Origin of the sequence: Thiomonas sp. X19 (assembly GCF_900089495.1) — a bacterium.
Taxonomy (GTDB): domain Bacteria; phylum Pseudomonadota; class Gammaproteobacteria; order Burkholderiales; family Burkholderiaceae_C; genus Thiomonas_A.
In genome coordinates this window covers 3,913,406-3,927,596 of the sequence record NZ_LT605203.1, presented here as the reverse complement: position 1 = coordinate 3,927,596, position 14,191 = coordinate 3,913,406, and the positions used below count along the sequence as shown (strand labels likewise).

Here is a 14,191-nt window from a genome sequence, read left to right as displayed (position 1 = left end):
TAAGTTTTTGATTTTATCCGGGCCTGCCTGCCGGCTCGCCCCATTCCTCCCCATCCATGCAGCAGCCGCCGCCTGCCGCATCCGGTACTCCCGGCGCGGCAGGCGGCACGACATTCCATGACCTTGCAGATTTACAACACGCTGTCGCGCGAGAAGCAGCCGCTAGCCCCCATCGACCCCGGCCAGGTGCGCCTGTATGTCTGCGGCATGACGGTGTACGACTACTGCCATCTCGGCCATGCGCGGGTGATGGCGGTGTTCGATCTGGTGCAACGCTGGCTCAAGGCGCGTGGCCTGCGCGTCACCTATGTGCGCAACATCACGGATGTGGACGACAAGATCATCCGCCGCGCGGTTGAAAGCGGCGTGAGCGTGCGCGAACTCACCGACCGCTTCATCGCCGCGATGCACGAGGACACCGACGCGTTGGGCATCGAGCGCCCCACGCACGAGCCGCGCGCCACGGATTACATCCCGCAGATGCAGCAGCTCATCACCCGCCTGATGGACAAGGGCCTGGCCTACCAGGACACCGCGGGGGATGTGGACTACGCCGTGCGCGCCTTCCCCGGCTACGGCCGGCTCTCGGGCAAGTCGCTGGATGAACTGCAGGCAGGCGAACGTGTGGAAATCGACCGGGCCAAGCGCGATCCGCTGGACTTCGTGCTGTGGAAGCGCGCCAAGCCGCAGGAGCCTGCCGAGGTGCAATGGGCTTCGCCCTGGGGAGAGGGGCGGCCGGGCTGGCATATCGAATGCTCGGCCATGAGCTGTGCGCTGCTGGGCGAGCATTTCGACATCCACGGCGGCGGCGCCGACCTGCAGTTCCCGCATCACGAGAACGAAATCGCGCAGAGCGAGGGCGCCAGCGGCAAGCCCTTCGTCAACCTCTGGATGCACAACGGCTTCGTGCGCGTGAACGACGAGAAGATGTCGAAGTCGCTGGGCAACTTTTTCACCATCCGCGACGTGCTCAAGCTGTTCGACGCCGAAACCGTGCGGTTTTTCATCATTCGCGCCCATTACCGCAGCCCGCTCAACTACTCGCAAGACAATCTGCACGACGCCCGCCATGCCCTGGCCCGGCTCTACACCGCGCTGCAGAACTTTGCCGATGTTCCCGCCACGCTGGACTGGAGCCAGCCGGCGGCGCAGCGCTTCGGCGCAGCGATGGACGACGACTTCAACACCCCCGAAGCCCTGGCCGTGCTGTTCGAACTCGCCAGCGAGGTCAACCGCAGCGCCAGCGCGGAACTCGCCGGCCTGCTCAAGGGCCTGGGCGGCACGCTCGGCCTGCTGCGGCAAGTGCCGCAACGCTTTCTGCAGGCCGGGGCGAATCAGGTCGACGCGGGCTGGATCGATGCGCAGGTGCAGGCCCGTGCCGCCGCCAAGAAGGCACGCGACTTCGCCCAGGCCGACGCCATTCGCGCGGTGCTGCTGGAGCGCGGCATCGTGCTCGAAGACAAGCCGGATGGCGTCACCCTCTGGCGCCAGGCCTGAGATGGCAACATCGAAAACCGCAACCATGACGCTCCCCGCCTACTGGGACGAAGCCTGCGCTCAGCTGATGCGGGCCGACCGGGTGATGCGCAAGCTCATTCCGCAGCACCGGGCAACGCAGCTGCAAAGCCGCGGCGACGCCTTCCAGACCCTGGCGCGTTCGGTCGTCGGTCAGCAGATTTCGGTCAAGGCGGCGCAATCGGTGTGGGAGCGGCTGCTGACGCAAGTCGGCGAAGTCACGCCGCACAGCATTCTGGCGCGCGAGATCGCGGCGCTGCGGCTGGCCGGGCTGTCGCAGCGCAAGTGCGAATACCTGCGCGACCTGGCCGCCAAGTTCGATGCCGGCGAGGTTCACCCCGGGCAGTGGGCCGAGATGGCGGACGAGGCCATCATCACGGAGCTGGTGGCCATCCGCGGCATCGGCCGCTGGACGGCCGAGATGTTTCTGATGTTCCACCTGATGCGCCCGGATGTGCTGCCGCTGGACGATCTGGGTTTGCAGCGCGGCATCAGCCTGGGCTATTTCTCCGGCGAGGCCGTCAGTCGCAGCGAGCTGCGCGAGGTGGCCGCCGCCTGGGCGCCCTGGCGTTCGGTCGGCACTTGGTATATTTGGCGCAGCATCGACCCGGCCGTGGTCGACTACTGAATCGCATCAACATAGAACCGACGCCAGCTGCGCGGCAACCATCTGCCCGCCATGCATGGCGCTTCCGCCGCTTCAAGCCGACGGAATCGCGAAGGGGTTGAACCATGAGTAAAAAAGTTTTTCTCGACTTTGAGCAGCCGGTTGCCGAACTGGAAACCAAGATCGAAGAGCTGCGCTATGTGCAGGACGAGTCGGCCGTCGACATTTCCGAAGAAATCAGCCGCCTGCAGAAAAAAAGCCAGCAGCTGACCAAGGATCTGTACGCCAAGCTCTCGCCCTGGCAGGTCACGCAGATTGCCCGCCATGCCCAGCGCCCCTACACGCTGGACTACGTGGCGCAGATGTTCACCGATTTTCACGAATTGCATGGCGACCGCCACTACGCCGACGACCTGTCCATCGTCGGCGGCCTGGCGCGCTTCAACGGCCTGGCCTGCATGATCATCGGCCACCAGAAAGGGCGCGACACGAAGGAACGCGCGCTGCGCAACTTCGGCATGACCAAGCCCGAGGGCTACCGCAAGGCGCTGCGCCTGATGAAACTGGCCGAGAAATTCAGCCTGCCGGTGTTCACCTTCGTCGACACCCCCGGCGCCTATCCCGGCATCGACGCCGAGGAGCGCAATCAGTCCGAAGCCATCGGCCGCAACATCTTCGAGATGGCGCAGTTGCAGGTGCCCATCATCTCCACCATCATCGGCGAGGGCGGCTCGGGCGGCGCGCTGGCCATTGCCGTGGCCGACCATGTGCTGATGCTGCAGTACTCGGTGTACTCCGTCATCTCCCCCGAAGGCTGCGCCTCCATCCTGTGGAAAAGCGCCGAGCGCGCGCCCGAGGCTGCCGAGGCGCTGGGCCTGACCGCCCACCGGCTCAAGGCGCTGGGCCTGATCGACAAAATTGTGAACGAGCCCATCGGCGGCGCGCACCGCGACCCGCTGGCCATGACCGCCAGCCTCAAGCGTGCCCTGGCCGAAAGCCTGCGCCAGTTCCAGGGCATCAAGCCGGCCGATCTGGTGAAGCAGCGCTACGACCGCCTTTGCGCCTTCGGCAAATTCCAGGACACCAAGTCCACGCGCTGAAACTCGCTGCGAACGAGCCCCGTCGCGGCGGTTCGATGCTTCCTTCAACCGCGTCATCCACCATGCCGGCTGCCCAAGGTTCGCAGGCTGATCCGGCCTTGGTCGCCTTGCGCAGCTTCGTGCGCCGGCATGCTGCTTTGGGCGCGGCCCCGGCCCCGGTGGCCATCGCCTTCAGCGGCGGTGCCGATTCCACCGCGCTGCTGTTGGCGGCGCTGCAACGCTGGGGGCCTGCGCGCCTGCGTGCCTTGCATGTGCACCACGGTTTGCAGTCTGGCGCCGATGCCTTCGCCGACCATGTGCGCAAGCGCTGCGCAGCCTGGAACATGCCGTGCACCGTGCTGCCGGTGCAAGTGCAGGCGCAGCGTGGCGACAGCCTGGAGGACAAGGCCCGTGATGCCCGCTATCGGGCCTTGGGTGAGGCTGCGCGGGGGCTGGGTTGCGACTGGCTGCTGCTCGGCCATCAGGCCGACGACCAGGCCGAGTCGCTCTTGCTGGCCTTGCTGCGGGGTGCCGGTCCCAAGGGTTTGGCGGCCATGCCCGAAGCGACGCAGCGCGACGGCTTGTGGCTGGGCCGGCCCTTGTTGGCTTGTTCCGCCGAGGCACTGCGGCAATCGCTCGATGCTCGAGCGCTGCCGTATCTGCGCGATCCGATGAACCATGATCCGGCGTTTCGCCGCAGCCGCATCCGGCATGAACTGTTGCCGGTCATCGCCAGGCTGGAGCCAGCCTGGCGCAGCACCCTGGCGCGCTCGGCGGCGCTATGCGCCCATGCCGCGGCCAGCATCGAGGAGATGGCCGCGCTCGATCTCGCCCGATGCGCCGCCCCCGACGGCTTGGGTCTCGGCGCACTGCGAGAGCTAAGCGACGCCCGCCTGGGCGAAGTGCTGCGGCTGTGGCTGCGGCAGGCCGGGTTGCGCAGCAACCATGGGCAGATCGACAACCTGCGGCGGCAGGTACGCGCCACAGCGCGCGGTGCCATGGGCCTGCAGGTGCGGCTGGAGGCAGCGACCCTGGAGCGTCGGGGCGGCTGCTTGGTGCGGGTGGCGCCAGCGGACTGAGCGGAGCGTCCTGCTGCGGCCTTGCCGCCCCCGAGGGATGCGAAACGACCTGTGGCCGTGAGTCTCCTCCATGCATGGAGAAACGTGCTGCCTATAATTTCCGGCTTTCCGCAGCGGGCGCGCACTGGGGGTTTGCGCGCCTTCTCGTTCCCTTCCAACGCAATCATGGCGCTCATCGTCCAGAAATACGGCGGCACCTCGGTCGGTTCCGTCGAACGCATCAAGAACGTCGCGCGCCGCGCCATCAAATGGGCCGATGCCGGGCATCAGGTCGTGGTGGTGGTGTCGGCCATGTCGGGTGAGACCAACCGGCTCATCGCCATGGCCCGCGAAATCCAGCCCGACCCCGATCCGCGCGAACTCGACGTGGTGGCCTCCACCGGCGAGCAGGTCAGCATCGGCCTGCTGGCCATGGCGCTGAAGGCGCAGGGGCGCGAGGCGCGCAGCTACACGGGCTTTCAGGTCGGCATCCGCACCAATAGCGCGTTCACCAAGGCGCGCATCGAATCCATCGACCAGACGCGCATGCGCGCCGATCTGGATGCCGGCATGATCGTCGTCGTCGCCGGTTTCCAGGGCGTGGACGATGCCGGCAACATCACCACCCTGGGTCGTGGCGGCTCCGACACCTCGGGCGTGGCCCTGGCCGCGGCGCTGGGCGCCGACGAATGCCAGATCTACACCGATGTCGATGGCGTCTACACCACCGACCCGCGCGTCGTGCCGGAGGCCAGCAAGCTGTCCACCATCACCTTCGAGGAAATGCTGGAAATGGCCAGCCTGGGCTCCAAGGTGCTGCAGACGCGCTCGGTGGAATTCGCCGGCAAATACCGCGTGCGCTTGCGCGTGCTCTCCAGTCTCACGCCCTGCGACATTCCGCTGGAGCAGGAAATGCGCAGCGGCACACTCATCACCTTCGAGGAAGACCAGACCATGGAACGAGCCGTCGTCTCCGGCATCGCCTTCGCCCGCGATGAAGCCAAGATCACCGTCGTGCGCGTGCCCGATCGCCCGGGGATCGCCTACCAAATTCTGAGCGCGGTGGGCGGCGCGAACATCGATGTCGACATGATCGTGCAGAACCAGAGCGTCGACGGCTACACCGACTTCTCCTTCACCGTCGGCCGCGGCGACTACGCCCGCACGCTGGACATTCTCAAGACCAGCATCCAGGCGCATATCGGCGCCAAAGACATCATCGGCGACCCGAAAGCCTGCAAGGTGTCCATCGTCGGCGTCGGCATGCGCTCGCACGCCGGCGTGGCCAGCAAGATGTTCCGCACGCTGTCGGAGGAAGGCATCAACATCCAGATGATTTCCACCTCGGAAATCAAGGTCTCGGTGCTGATCGAGGAGAAGTACCTCGAACTGGCGGTGCGCGCCTTGCACAAGGCGTTCGACCTGGACGCGCCGGCGTCCTGAGCGCCGGGTTATCCGGGCGCCGGCCCGTGGTCCGTGGCCGCCGCCGCGACCGACGCCACAACGGCCGGGAATTCCACCCGCACCCGCAGCCCGCCGAGGGGTGAATCCAGCAGGCTGAGCTGGGCGCCGCTGCGTTCCGCCACGCTTTGCACGATGGCCAGGCCCAGGCCGCTGCCACCGGGTGGCGCGTTCTCGCGGCGGTAGAAGCGATCGAACACGCGCGCCCGGTCGTCCACCGGAATGCCGGGGCCGGAATCGTCCACTTCGAGCACGGCCCGGCTGCCTTCGCGCCGCACCCGCACGTCCACCCGCCCGCCCGCCGGGGTGTAGCGCAAGGCGTTGTCCAGCAGATTGCGGGCCAGCATGCGCAGGCCGTTGGGTGGGGCTTGCACGGTGAGTTCCTCGGCCTGCTCCAGCCCGGCGTCGACGCCGCGTGTTTGCGCCAGTTCCAGCGTGTCGGACAAGGCCAGTCGCGCGGCCTGGGTGAGCGAACTGGGCGCGGCGGCTTCCTGTCCACTGGAGTCGGCGCGTGCCAGGGCGAGCAGTTGCTCGACCAGATGCGTGGCGCGGTCCAGGCCCGAGCCCAGGCGCTGCAGTGCGACCTGGCGGGTGGCCTCATCCTGCGCGCGGCCGAGCATCTGGATCTGCACCTTGAGCGCGGCCAGCGGCGAACGCAGTTCGTGGGCGGCGTCGGCCACGAACATCTGCTGCGTGTCGAAGGCCTGGCGGGTGCGTGTGAACAGGCCGTTCATGGCGCGCACCACGGGTTGCATTTCCTGCATCACCGGTTGCGGGTCGATGGGGTCGAAAGAGGTGGCGGCCCGGTTTTCCAACTCCTGCGACAGCGAGCGCAAGGGCTTGAGCGAACGCCGCACCACCCAGGCCACGGCCAGCAGCAGGAGCGGGGCGATCAGCAACATGGGCCAGACGGAATTGAAGGCGAAGGTCAGGGCGAGGGCGCGGCGGCTGAGCAAGGGCTGCGCCACCTGGATGGTGCGCCCGCCCGCCTGCATGGAAAACACGCGCCATTGCTGCGCGCCGACATCCACATTGGCATAGCCCAGCACCGCCTGATCGGGCAGTTCCAGCCGCGGGCGCGAAACATAGATGCGCTGGCCGTCCGGGGCCCAGACCTGCACCACATAGTCCACGCCGTTATGGTCGTCGGCATTCGGGCCGAAGCCAGGCAGGCCGAGGTCGCCGCTGGCCAGCGACAGGGCGAGTTGCTGCAGGTGGTAGTCGAACACCGCATCGGCTTCGCGCATGGCGCTGTTGAACACCACCACCGCCTGCACCAGGGCGGCGAGCAGCACGGCCGCGGTGAGCAGCACCAGCAATTGAGCGCGCAGGGATTTCACGCCTCGCCTCCCTCATCGCCTGCGTCGCCGCTGACATCGCTGGCGCCGCGTGCCGTGTCGGCCGGATCGGCCGGATCGGCCCCTGTGCCGCGATGCGTCGCTGGGGCTTCGCGCGAGATCACGTAGCCCATGCCGCGAATGTTGCGGATGAAATCGGCACCCAGCTTTTTGCGCAGGCTGTGCACATACACCTCCACCGCGTTGCTGGAGATCTCGTCTTTCCAGCTGTAGAGTTTTTCTTCGAGCTGGGTGCGCGAGAGAATGATGCCGGGGCGCGCAATCAGCGCTTCCAGCACCGCCCATTCGCGCTGCGAGAGTTGCACCGGATGACCCTCGAAGGTGGCTTCGTGGGTGGCCGGGTTCAGGCGCACCGGGCCGTGCTCGAACACCGGCTCGGCGCGGCCGGCGGCGCGGCGCAGCAAGGCGCGGATGCGGGCCTGCAACTCGTCGAGGTCATACGGCTTGAGCACATAGTCGTCGGCACCGGCATCGAGCCCGGCGATGCGGGCCTGCACCGCGTCGCGCGCGGTGGCGATGAGCACCGGAGTGCGGTCGCGCCGGGCGCGTGCCTTTTTCAGCACCTGCAGACCGTCGAGCCGGGGCAGGCCGAGGTCGAGCAGCACCAGGTCGTAATGCTCGGTGCTCCAGGCGGCGTCGGCCATCTGGCCGTCGCGCACCCAATCCACCGCGTAGCCGTCGTCGCGCAGCGCGTCGAGCACGCTCTCGCCGATCATGGCATCGTCTTCGACAAGCAGCAGGCGCATGGGGATGGCGGAGTATGGGCGGAGTTGGATTGTGCCGCAGCGGTAGCACTGCAGTATCGCCCTAAGCGGCCAGTCTGGTGGCGAGGATACGCGCTTTGGCCAGCCAGACCCATGCGAGGGGAGCCCAGTTTGACCGGTCATGGTGTGCCATGAGGCGGGGTACGCGCTCGTTCCAGGCCTGCGTGCGCTCGACAACCCAACGCTTGGCCTGCACGACGAAGCCCCTGGGACGCCCTCGGGCCACAGGGGCTGTTGCGCGTCTTGCCACATGCTCGCGCTGCGGTTGCCGGGGTGGCGCGCGATGTCCACGCGGATGCCGTGAGCCTCTTCGATGGCTGTCCCTTCTTGCCGGCATCGAACCCCGTGTCGCCGCCAGGCGCAGCCCGTGCGCAGCGCGTCGCAGCAGGCGTTGACCCTATGGCGGCGCTCGTAACGCTCATAACGGGCTGGCGCCCCGCTTGCTCGCCGCGCGCCTTCGTCGCCATCTGCCACCCCGCCAACCTGGGCCTCGATCCGAGCACAACGCGCGCGATGTTGTTTTCGTCTGCGCCCTCTGAGCGCCCCCAGGGTCGGCTCGCCGACCCGCCCCCCCGTGGGGGTCAAGGAAACTTGGGACGGCCCTGCGTTTCCTTGAGAGGGGCACATCATGAACCTGGGGAGCCTGACCATGTCGGGGGGGGGGTAAAACTGATGGCCTCTGGAATGAGCTCTGTTGAAATCGTCCTCGATAATGGCGCAGCATGGGAGTCCTCGAATTGGAAGCCATGTTGGTGCCGGGCAGGCTCTCGGGCGGCCAACGGCCATGGCCTGCCTTGTCGACAGACGCCCAATCCGGTGCCAGGAAACGGACATGCACACCGCCGCGACCGTGATCAATCTTCCCGTAGGTGAGTCCTGCCGTTCGCATCCGTGAGTTTCAAACTTCAGGCGCTCAAATTTTCCAACCCCGGAGACCGGCATGCTCTTCACCCATAATGGCAAGAAACCATCGGTCGACCGCGACGCCTGGATTGCACCGAACGCGGTGCTTTGTGGTGATGTGACGGTTGGTCCTGGATGCCGGATCCAGTATGGAGCCCAGGTCATCGCCGAAGGCGGCTCGATCGTCATCGGTCAAGAGTGCATCGTGATGGAGAATGCCGTTTTACGGAGCTCCGCCAAACACCCATTGCGCATTGGCCGGAACTGCCTGATCGGTCCGAATGCGCATGTTGTCGGCAGCACGATCGAGGACGAGGTTTTCATTGCCACGGGTGCAGCGGTGTTCCACGCGTCCCATTTGGGCAAGGGAAGCGAAGTGCGCATCCATGGCGTCGTCCACTTGAGAACGCACCTGCCCGCCGGGGCGACCGTACCCATCGGCTGGGTTGCCGTTGGCAATCCGGCGCAGATCATCGCTCCCGATCAGCATGAGCGCATCTGGGCGCTGCAGAAGCCGCTGAACTTTCCACTGACGGTCTACGGCTTTGAGCGCGAGCAGGCTTCCATGGTCAAGCTGACGCAGCGCCTATCGGAAACACTGGCTTCCCACATCTCCGACGAGAGCGCCTGAAGTTTGCCCGATCGCCACTCCGTCACGCATTGCACGCCGCGCGCCGGCAAAGGGTCGAACAGCCACGGTCGCGGTTCGGCCAGGTGTTGTCGTCTGCCAGTCGCCTTTCCGGGTGACGGATTCGCCAGGCCCAGGTACTGCCAAGCAAGCAGTCCATGGGAATTGGCACCACGCCTGTGTGGCCGGGACTGGGCTCACGCGCCGGCCGAGCGTGGATGGGGTGGCCCCATTCGGAACGTCCGGGCACAGTCCGGCTCCCGCCCGGGGCATGCGTCGGTCCTGGGCGCCCGCGACCTTTGGGCACCCGTGCAGCCCGACGCGACCGCAACACAGCCACGCCAGCGCCCCTGTGTCTGTCTGCCAGCGCACAGACGCGCGTTGAGGGCTGGCGCGATCATTTCGAAATGACCGATCCGCGTCATCCCGCCCGTTCCGGCGCCCCCAAAGCCCGGAGTCCCCGAAGTTGATCCTCACCATCCCCTCATGAAACCTGACAAGTCCAGGTCAGGTCGACAAGCCACGACGCTCTCAACCTCCGCGACGTCGCGCGGCGGCATGGAGGCACGTCGTCAAACGGCCCTGCTGAAGACGGGCGCACTGCAAAGTGCGATCCTCAACAGCGCCAACTTCTCGAGCATCGCCACCGACGACAAGGGCGTCATCCAACTCTTCAACATTGGCGCCGAGCGCATGCTGGGCTACGCGGCTGCCGACGTGATGAACCGCATCACCCCGGCTGACTTCTCCGATCCACAGGAAGTGATCCTGCGCGCCCAGGCTCTGAGCGTGGAGTTCGGCACCGTCATCGCTCCGGGCTTCGAAGCCCTCGTGTTCAAGGCTTCGCGCGGGATCGAGGACATCTACGATCTGACCTACCTGCGCAAGAACGGCAGTCGCTTGCCAGCCGTCGTCTCGGTCACGGCGCTGCGAGACGCGCAGAACGCGATCATCGGCTACTTGCTCATCGGCACCGACAACACGGTGCGCAAGCAGGTGGAAGCCGAGCAGGAACGGCTGGATCAGCGCCTGCGCGACCAGCATTTCTACACGCGGTCCCTGATCGAATCCATCGTCGACGCGCTGATCACCACCGACCCGTCCGGCATGATCACCGACGTCAACGAGCAGGCCGAGGTGCTCACCGGCCGAAGCCGCGACGCGTTGATCGGCACGCCCTTCAAGCGCTACTTCACCGATTCTGAGCGCGCGCAGGTGTGCATCGAGCGGGTCTTGAGCGAGAAGAAGGTCACCAACTACGAGTTGACCGCCAGCGCCGCCGACCAGCGCGAAACCGTGGTGTCCTGCAACGCGACGCCGTTCTATGACCGGGACCGGAAGCTGCGCGGGGTGATCGCCGCGGCGAGGGACGTCACCGAGCGCAAGCGCCTCGATTCGGCCTTGCGCGAAACGAACCTCGAACTCCAGGGCGCCAAGATCACAGCGGAGCGCGCCAACCAGGCGAAGTCGGAGTTCTTGTCCAGCATGAGCCACGAACTGCGCTCGCCGCTGAATGCGATTCTCGGCTTCGCGCAACTGATGGACTCGGGCTCACCGCCGCCGACACCTGCCCAGAAGGACAGCATCGACCAGATCCTCCAGGCCGGCTGGTACCTGCTGGAGCTGATCAACGAGATTCTCGATCTGGCCCTCATCGAGTCCGGCAAGCTGTCCTTGTCGCCAGAGCCCATGTCGCTGGCTGAAGTGCTCGGCGATTGTCAGGCGATGATCGAACCCCAGGCGCGCAAGAGCGGTATCAACGTCAGCTTTCGTCCGCCTGACCGTCCTTTGTTTGTCAAGGCAGATCGCACGCGGGTCAAGCAGATCTTTGTCAACCTGCTCTCCAACGCGATCAAATACAACCGCGTGGGCGGCATGGTCGAGGTCAGTTGCCACGCCAGCCTGGGGGGGCGCATCCGCGTCAGTTTCCAGGACACGGGAGAGGGCTTGCCGGCCGACAAGCTCGCACAACTGTTCCAGCCCTTCAATCGTCTTGGTCAGGAAGCTGGTGTCGAGGAAGGCACCGGGATCGGCCTGGTGGTCTGCAAACAGCTGGTCGAGTTGATGGGTGGCGAGATTGGTGTTGACAGCACGGTCGGCGTTGGCAGCTTGTTCTGGGTCGAGCTGGGGGCGGCTCAGGGCCTTGAAATTCCTTCCGAGGCCACGCTGCCGGTTGCCACAGCCCCCGCGGGCATCGCGGTCGACACGCCGCTGCGCACCGTGCTCTGCGTGGAAGACAATCCGGCGAATCTGATGCTGGTTTCCCGGCTCCTGGAACGTCGCCCGGACATCCATCTGCTGAGTGCGAAGGACGGCCGGCGCGGCATCGAATTGGCCTGCGCAGCGATGCCCGAGGTCATCCTGATGGACATCAATTTGCCCGGCATCAGCGGTGTCACGGCGCTCAAGATCCTCGCCGGTGACCCGATCACCGCGCACATTCCGGTGATCGCACTCAGCGCGAACGCCATGCCCAGAGACATCGAGAAGGGGTTGGAAGCCGGGTTTTTCCGCTATCTCACCAAACCGATCAAGGTCGACGCGTTCATGGAAACCCTGGATCTGGCCCTGCAAGAGGCGCAGACCCGATCGCTGCGCAGCATCGACGAGGCGACAAGTCCGTGACCATAGAACACGACATTCTGGGCGCCAACATCCTGATTGTGGACGATCAGGATGTCAATGTGAGGCTCCTGAGTCGCTTGCTGGCTGAGGCCGGCTACAGCCGCGTCGCGTCGACCATGAAGCCGGCCGAGGTCTGCGCTCTGCACCGCCGGGACAACTACGACCTGATCCTGCTTGACTTGCAGATGCCGGCGATGGATGGGTTCAGCGTCATGGAAGCCCTGAAGACCAACGAACAAGAGAGCTACCTGCCGGTCATCGTGCTCACCGCCCAGCCCGGCCACAAGTTGCGGGCGCTGCAGGCAGGTGCCAAGGACTTCATCAGCAAACCCTTCGACCTGGTGGAGGTCAAGACCCGCATCCACAACATGCTGGAGGTCCGACTGCTGTACCGAAAGCTGGAGGCCCACAACAAGGACCTCGAACGCGCCGTGAGCGAGCGCACCGCGGAGCTGCGGGAAAGCGAAGCCCGCTATCGCAGCCTGACCGAGTTGGCCTCGGACTGGTACTGGGAACAGGACGATCACGGTGAATTCACCAAGGTTTCGGGCCCGGTGATGGAAATGCTCGGCCTTCGGGTGGGTCCATTGGCGGCGGGCTCGGCGCCGAATCTCGACGACGGCTGGGACCTCGCAGAGCGCAAAGCCTTGCAAGACAGCATCGCGGCCCGCCGGCCCTTCCTCGACTTCGCCTTCCACCGCACCAACAGCGACGGATCGCGGCAGCAGTTCCGGGTCAGCGGGCAGCCGATGTTCGATCAGGCCTGTCGCTTCGTGGGCTACCGCGGCATCGGCGTGGAAGTCACATCAGGCAGGTAGCACGCAGCGCTGCGCTCCGATGCCCAGACTCCACACGCCCAACCAAAACCATCTGATCGCCGCCCTGCCCACGGCGGAGTTCGAGCGGCTGAACGATGCCCTGGAACTGGTTCCGATGATGCTGGGCGAGGTGCTTTATGAGCCTGGGACGCTGTTGCCGCATGCCTACTTTCCGACCACGGCGGTGATCTCGCTGTATTCCGCAACGGTCACGGGAGCCGCCGCGGAAACCACAGGAGTCGGCCGCGAAGGCATGGTCGGCATGGCGCTCTTCATGGGAGGTGACACCACGCCAAGTTCCGCCGTGGTGCTGACGTCGGGGCATGGCTATCGGCTGCCCCGCAGCGCGCTGATGCGGGCCTTCGAGGGGCCGGGGCAGATGCGGCGCCTGCTGCTGCGCTACACCCAGGCGCTGATCACGCAGATCACCCAGGCGGCCGTCTGCTACCGCCATCATTCGATCGAGCAGCAGCTCAGTCGCTGGTTGCTGTCAACCGCCGATCGTTCGCCAGCGGGAGAGTTGGTGATGACGCAGGAGCTGGTGGCCAGTATGTTGGGCATGCGCCGCGAAAGCGTCACGCAGGCTGCTGGAGGGCTGCAGGAAGGCGGCTATATCCGGTACCGCCGAGGCCACATCACGGTTATTGATCCGATCGGGCTGCAGACCTGTGCGTGTGAGTGCTACGGCGTGGTGAAGCATGAGTTGCACCGTTTGCTGACCGAAACCCGGCTCCGTCAGGACGACACGGCGTTCGAGCGCCCAAGCGCTGGCCTGGTCTGACCGCGTCGCGAGGCCGGCAGCGGCTTGCGTGCGGTGACGCACAGAAGTCGTTGGGCCGCAGCGCGCACAATCTCCGTTCAATCAAATCTGGAGTACGCACCATGACCAAGGGCAAGCACGGCAACAAGGAAGCCAAGAAACCGAAGAAGGTGCACGTCCCCAACCCACCCGGACTGCCCGCGAGTTTGGCGCCGATGATCCCCAACCCGCTTCGACCGAAGAAGCGGTAACGAATCTGGCCGACGGGCGTCCGCTTCAGCCTTCGGCGGCGAAGATGCCATCGTCGCCGCCCGCAGCCTTGCCCATCTGGAAGAGCTTCCTATTGTCGTCGAGTTGCCCTCAGAGGGTGTGAATGAATCCGGCGTGGCCGAGCAGGGCGCCCAAACGGTTCCAATCAAGGTGACGGCACGGCGCGCATTGGCAACGCCGAGTGGGGCCGTTTGGGCGGGATGAGCGGGCATGGCGGATTTGTTCACACCCTCTCAGGTGATCGATGGTGCCGACCTGGAGGTGTTTGTGTAGTCTGGCCTTGCAGAGCTTGGTCACAGGGCGCCAAGCGATGAGGCGAATGTCTGCTTCTTGGCGGTAGGTCCC

General features: G+C 65.8%; 11 protein-coding genes and 2 pseudogenes. 10 read left to right on the top strand and 3 right to left on the bottom strand.

Annotation, left to right across the window (positions count from 1 at the left end):
- The first annotated feature begins 117 nt into the window (after positions 1 to 117).
- From cysS to THIX_RS19095, 5 genes are all read left to right on the top strand, one after another.
- The gene (cysS, locus tag THIX_RS19115; RefSeq protein WP_112487462.1) at positions 118 to 1,497 is read left to right on the top strand and encodes a cysteine--tRNA ligase; all 1,380 of its coding nucleotides are present in this window, start codon (positions 118 to 120) and stop codon (positions 1,495 to 1,497) included.
- A 25-nt stretch (positions 1,498 to 1,522) separates the two neighbouring features.
- Complete coding sequence (locus tag THIX_RS19110; RefSeq protein ID WP_371412949.1) at positions 1,523 to 2,143, top strand: DNA-3-methyladenine glycosylase; 621 nt, start codon at positions 1,523 to 1,525, stop codon at positions 2,141 to 2,143.
- A 104-nt stretch (positions 2,144 to 2,247) separates the two neighbouring features.
- A complete protein-coding gene (locus tag THIX_RS19105) occupies positions 2,248 to 3,222 on the top strand; it encodes an acetyl-CoA carboxylase carboxyltransferase subunit alpha (protein ID WP_112487461.1) in 975 nt (324 codons plus the stop codon).
- A gap of 62 nt (positions 3,223 to 3,284) precedes the next feature.
- Complete coding sequence (gene tilS, locus THIX_RS19100) at positions 3,285 to 4,280, top strand: tRNA lysidine(34) synthetase TilS (RefSeq protein ID WP_158540965.1); 996 nt, start codon at positions 3,285 to 3,287, stop codon at positions 4,278 to 4,280.
- A gap of 165 nt (positions 4,281 to 4,445) precedes the next feature.
- The gene (locus THIX_RS19095; protein WP_112487459.1) at positions 4,446 to 5,702 is read left to right on the top strand and encodes an aspartate kinase; all 1,257 of its coding nucleotides are present in this window, start codon (positions 4,446 to 4,448) and stop codon (positions 5,700 to 5,702) included.
- Between the two features lie 8 nt (positions 5,703 to 5,710).
- Here the strand turns inward: THIX_RS19095 and THIX_RS19090 are convergent, their stop codons facing one another.
- The 3 genes and pseudogenes from THIX_RS19090 to THIX_RS19080 form a co-directional block, all read right to left on the bottom strand.
- Positions 5,711 to 7,060, bottom strand: a complete 1,350-nt coding sequence (locus THIX_RS19090) for an ATP-binding protein (RefSeq protein WP_112487458.1) — start codon at positions 7,058 to 7,060, stop codon at positions 5,711 to 5,713.
- Positions 7,061 to 7,170: 110 nt separating this feature from the next.
- Positions 7,171 to 7,824, bottom strand: a pseudogene (locus THIX_RS19085) (response regulator); the annotation flags it as partial.
- A gap of 61 nt (positions 7,825 to 7,885) precedes the next feature.
- Positions 7,886 to 8,157: pseudogene (locus THIX_RS19080) on the bottom strand (IS5/IS1182 family transposase); the annotation flags it as partial.
- 625 nt (positions 8,158 to 8,782) lie between these two features.
- On the opposite strand from THIX_RS19080, the gene THIX_RS19075 reads away from it, so the two are divergent.
- The 5 genes from THIX_RS19075 to THIX_RS24655 all read left to right on the top strand — a co-directional run bounded on the left by THIX_RS19075 (position 8,783) and on the right by THIX_RS24655 (position 13,827).
- Complete coding sequence (locus tag THIX_RS19075; protein WP_112487456.1) at positions 8,783 to 9,376, top strand: gamma carbonic anhydrase family protein; 594 nt, start codon at positions 8,783 to 8,785, stop codon at positions 9,374 to 9,376.
- A gap of 555 nt (positions 9,377 to 9,931) precedes the next feature.
- Positions 9,932 to 11,998, top strand: a complete 2,067-nt coding sequence (locus THIX_RS19070; RefSeq protein WP_112487455.1) for a PAS domain S-box protein — start codon at positions 9,932 to 9,934, stop codon at positions 11,996 to 11,998.
- Positions 11,995 to 12,816, top strand: a complete 822-nt coding sequence (locus THIX_RS19065; RefSeq protein WP_112487454.1) for a response regulator — start codon at positions 11,995 to 11,997, stop codon at positions 12,814 to 12,816. The genes THIX_RS19070 and THIX_RS19065 overlap by 4 nt, the downstream gene beginning before the upstream one ends.
- 19 nt (positions 12,817 to 12,835) lie before the next feature.
- Positions 12,836 to 13,597, top strand: a complete 762-nt coding sequence (locus THIX_RS19060) for a Crp/Fnr family transcriptional regulator (RefSeq protein WP_112487453.1) — start codon at positions 12,836 to 12,838, stop codon at positions 13,595 to 13,597.
- A gap of 101 nt (positions 13,598 to 13,698) precedes the next feature.
- Positions 13,699 to 13,827: a hypothetical protein gene (locus THIX_RS24655; protein ID WP_256359991.1), complete on the top strand. Its 129-nt coding sequence runs from the start codon at positions 13,699 to 13,701 to the stop codon at positions 13,825 to 13,827.
- The last annotated feature ends 364 nt before the right edge of the window (positions 13,828 to 14,191 follow it).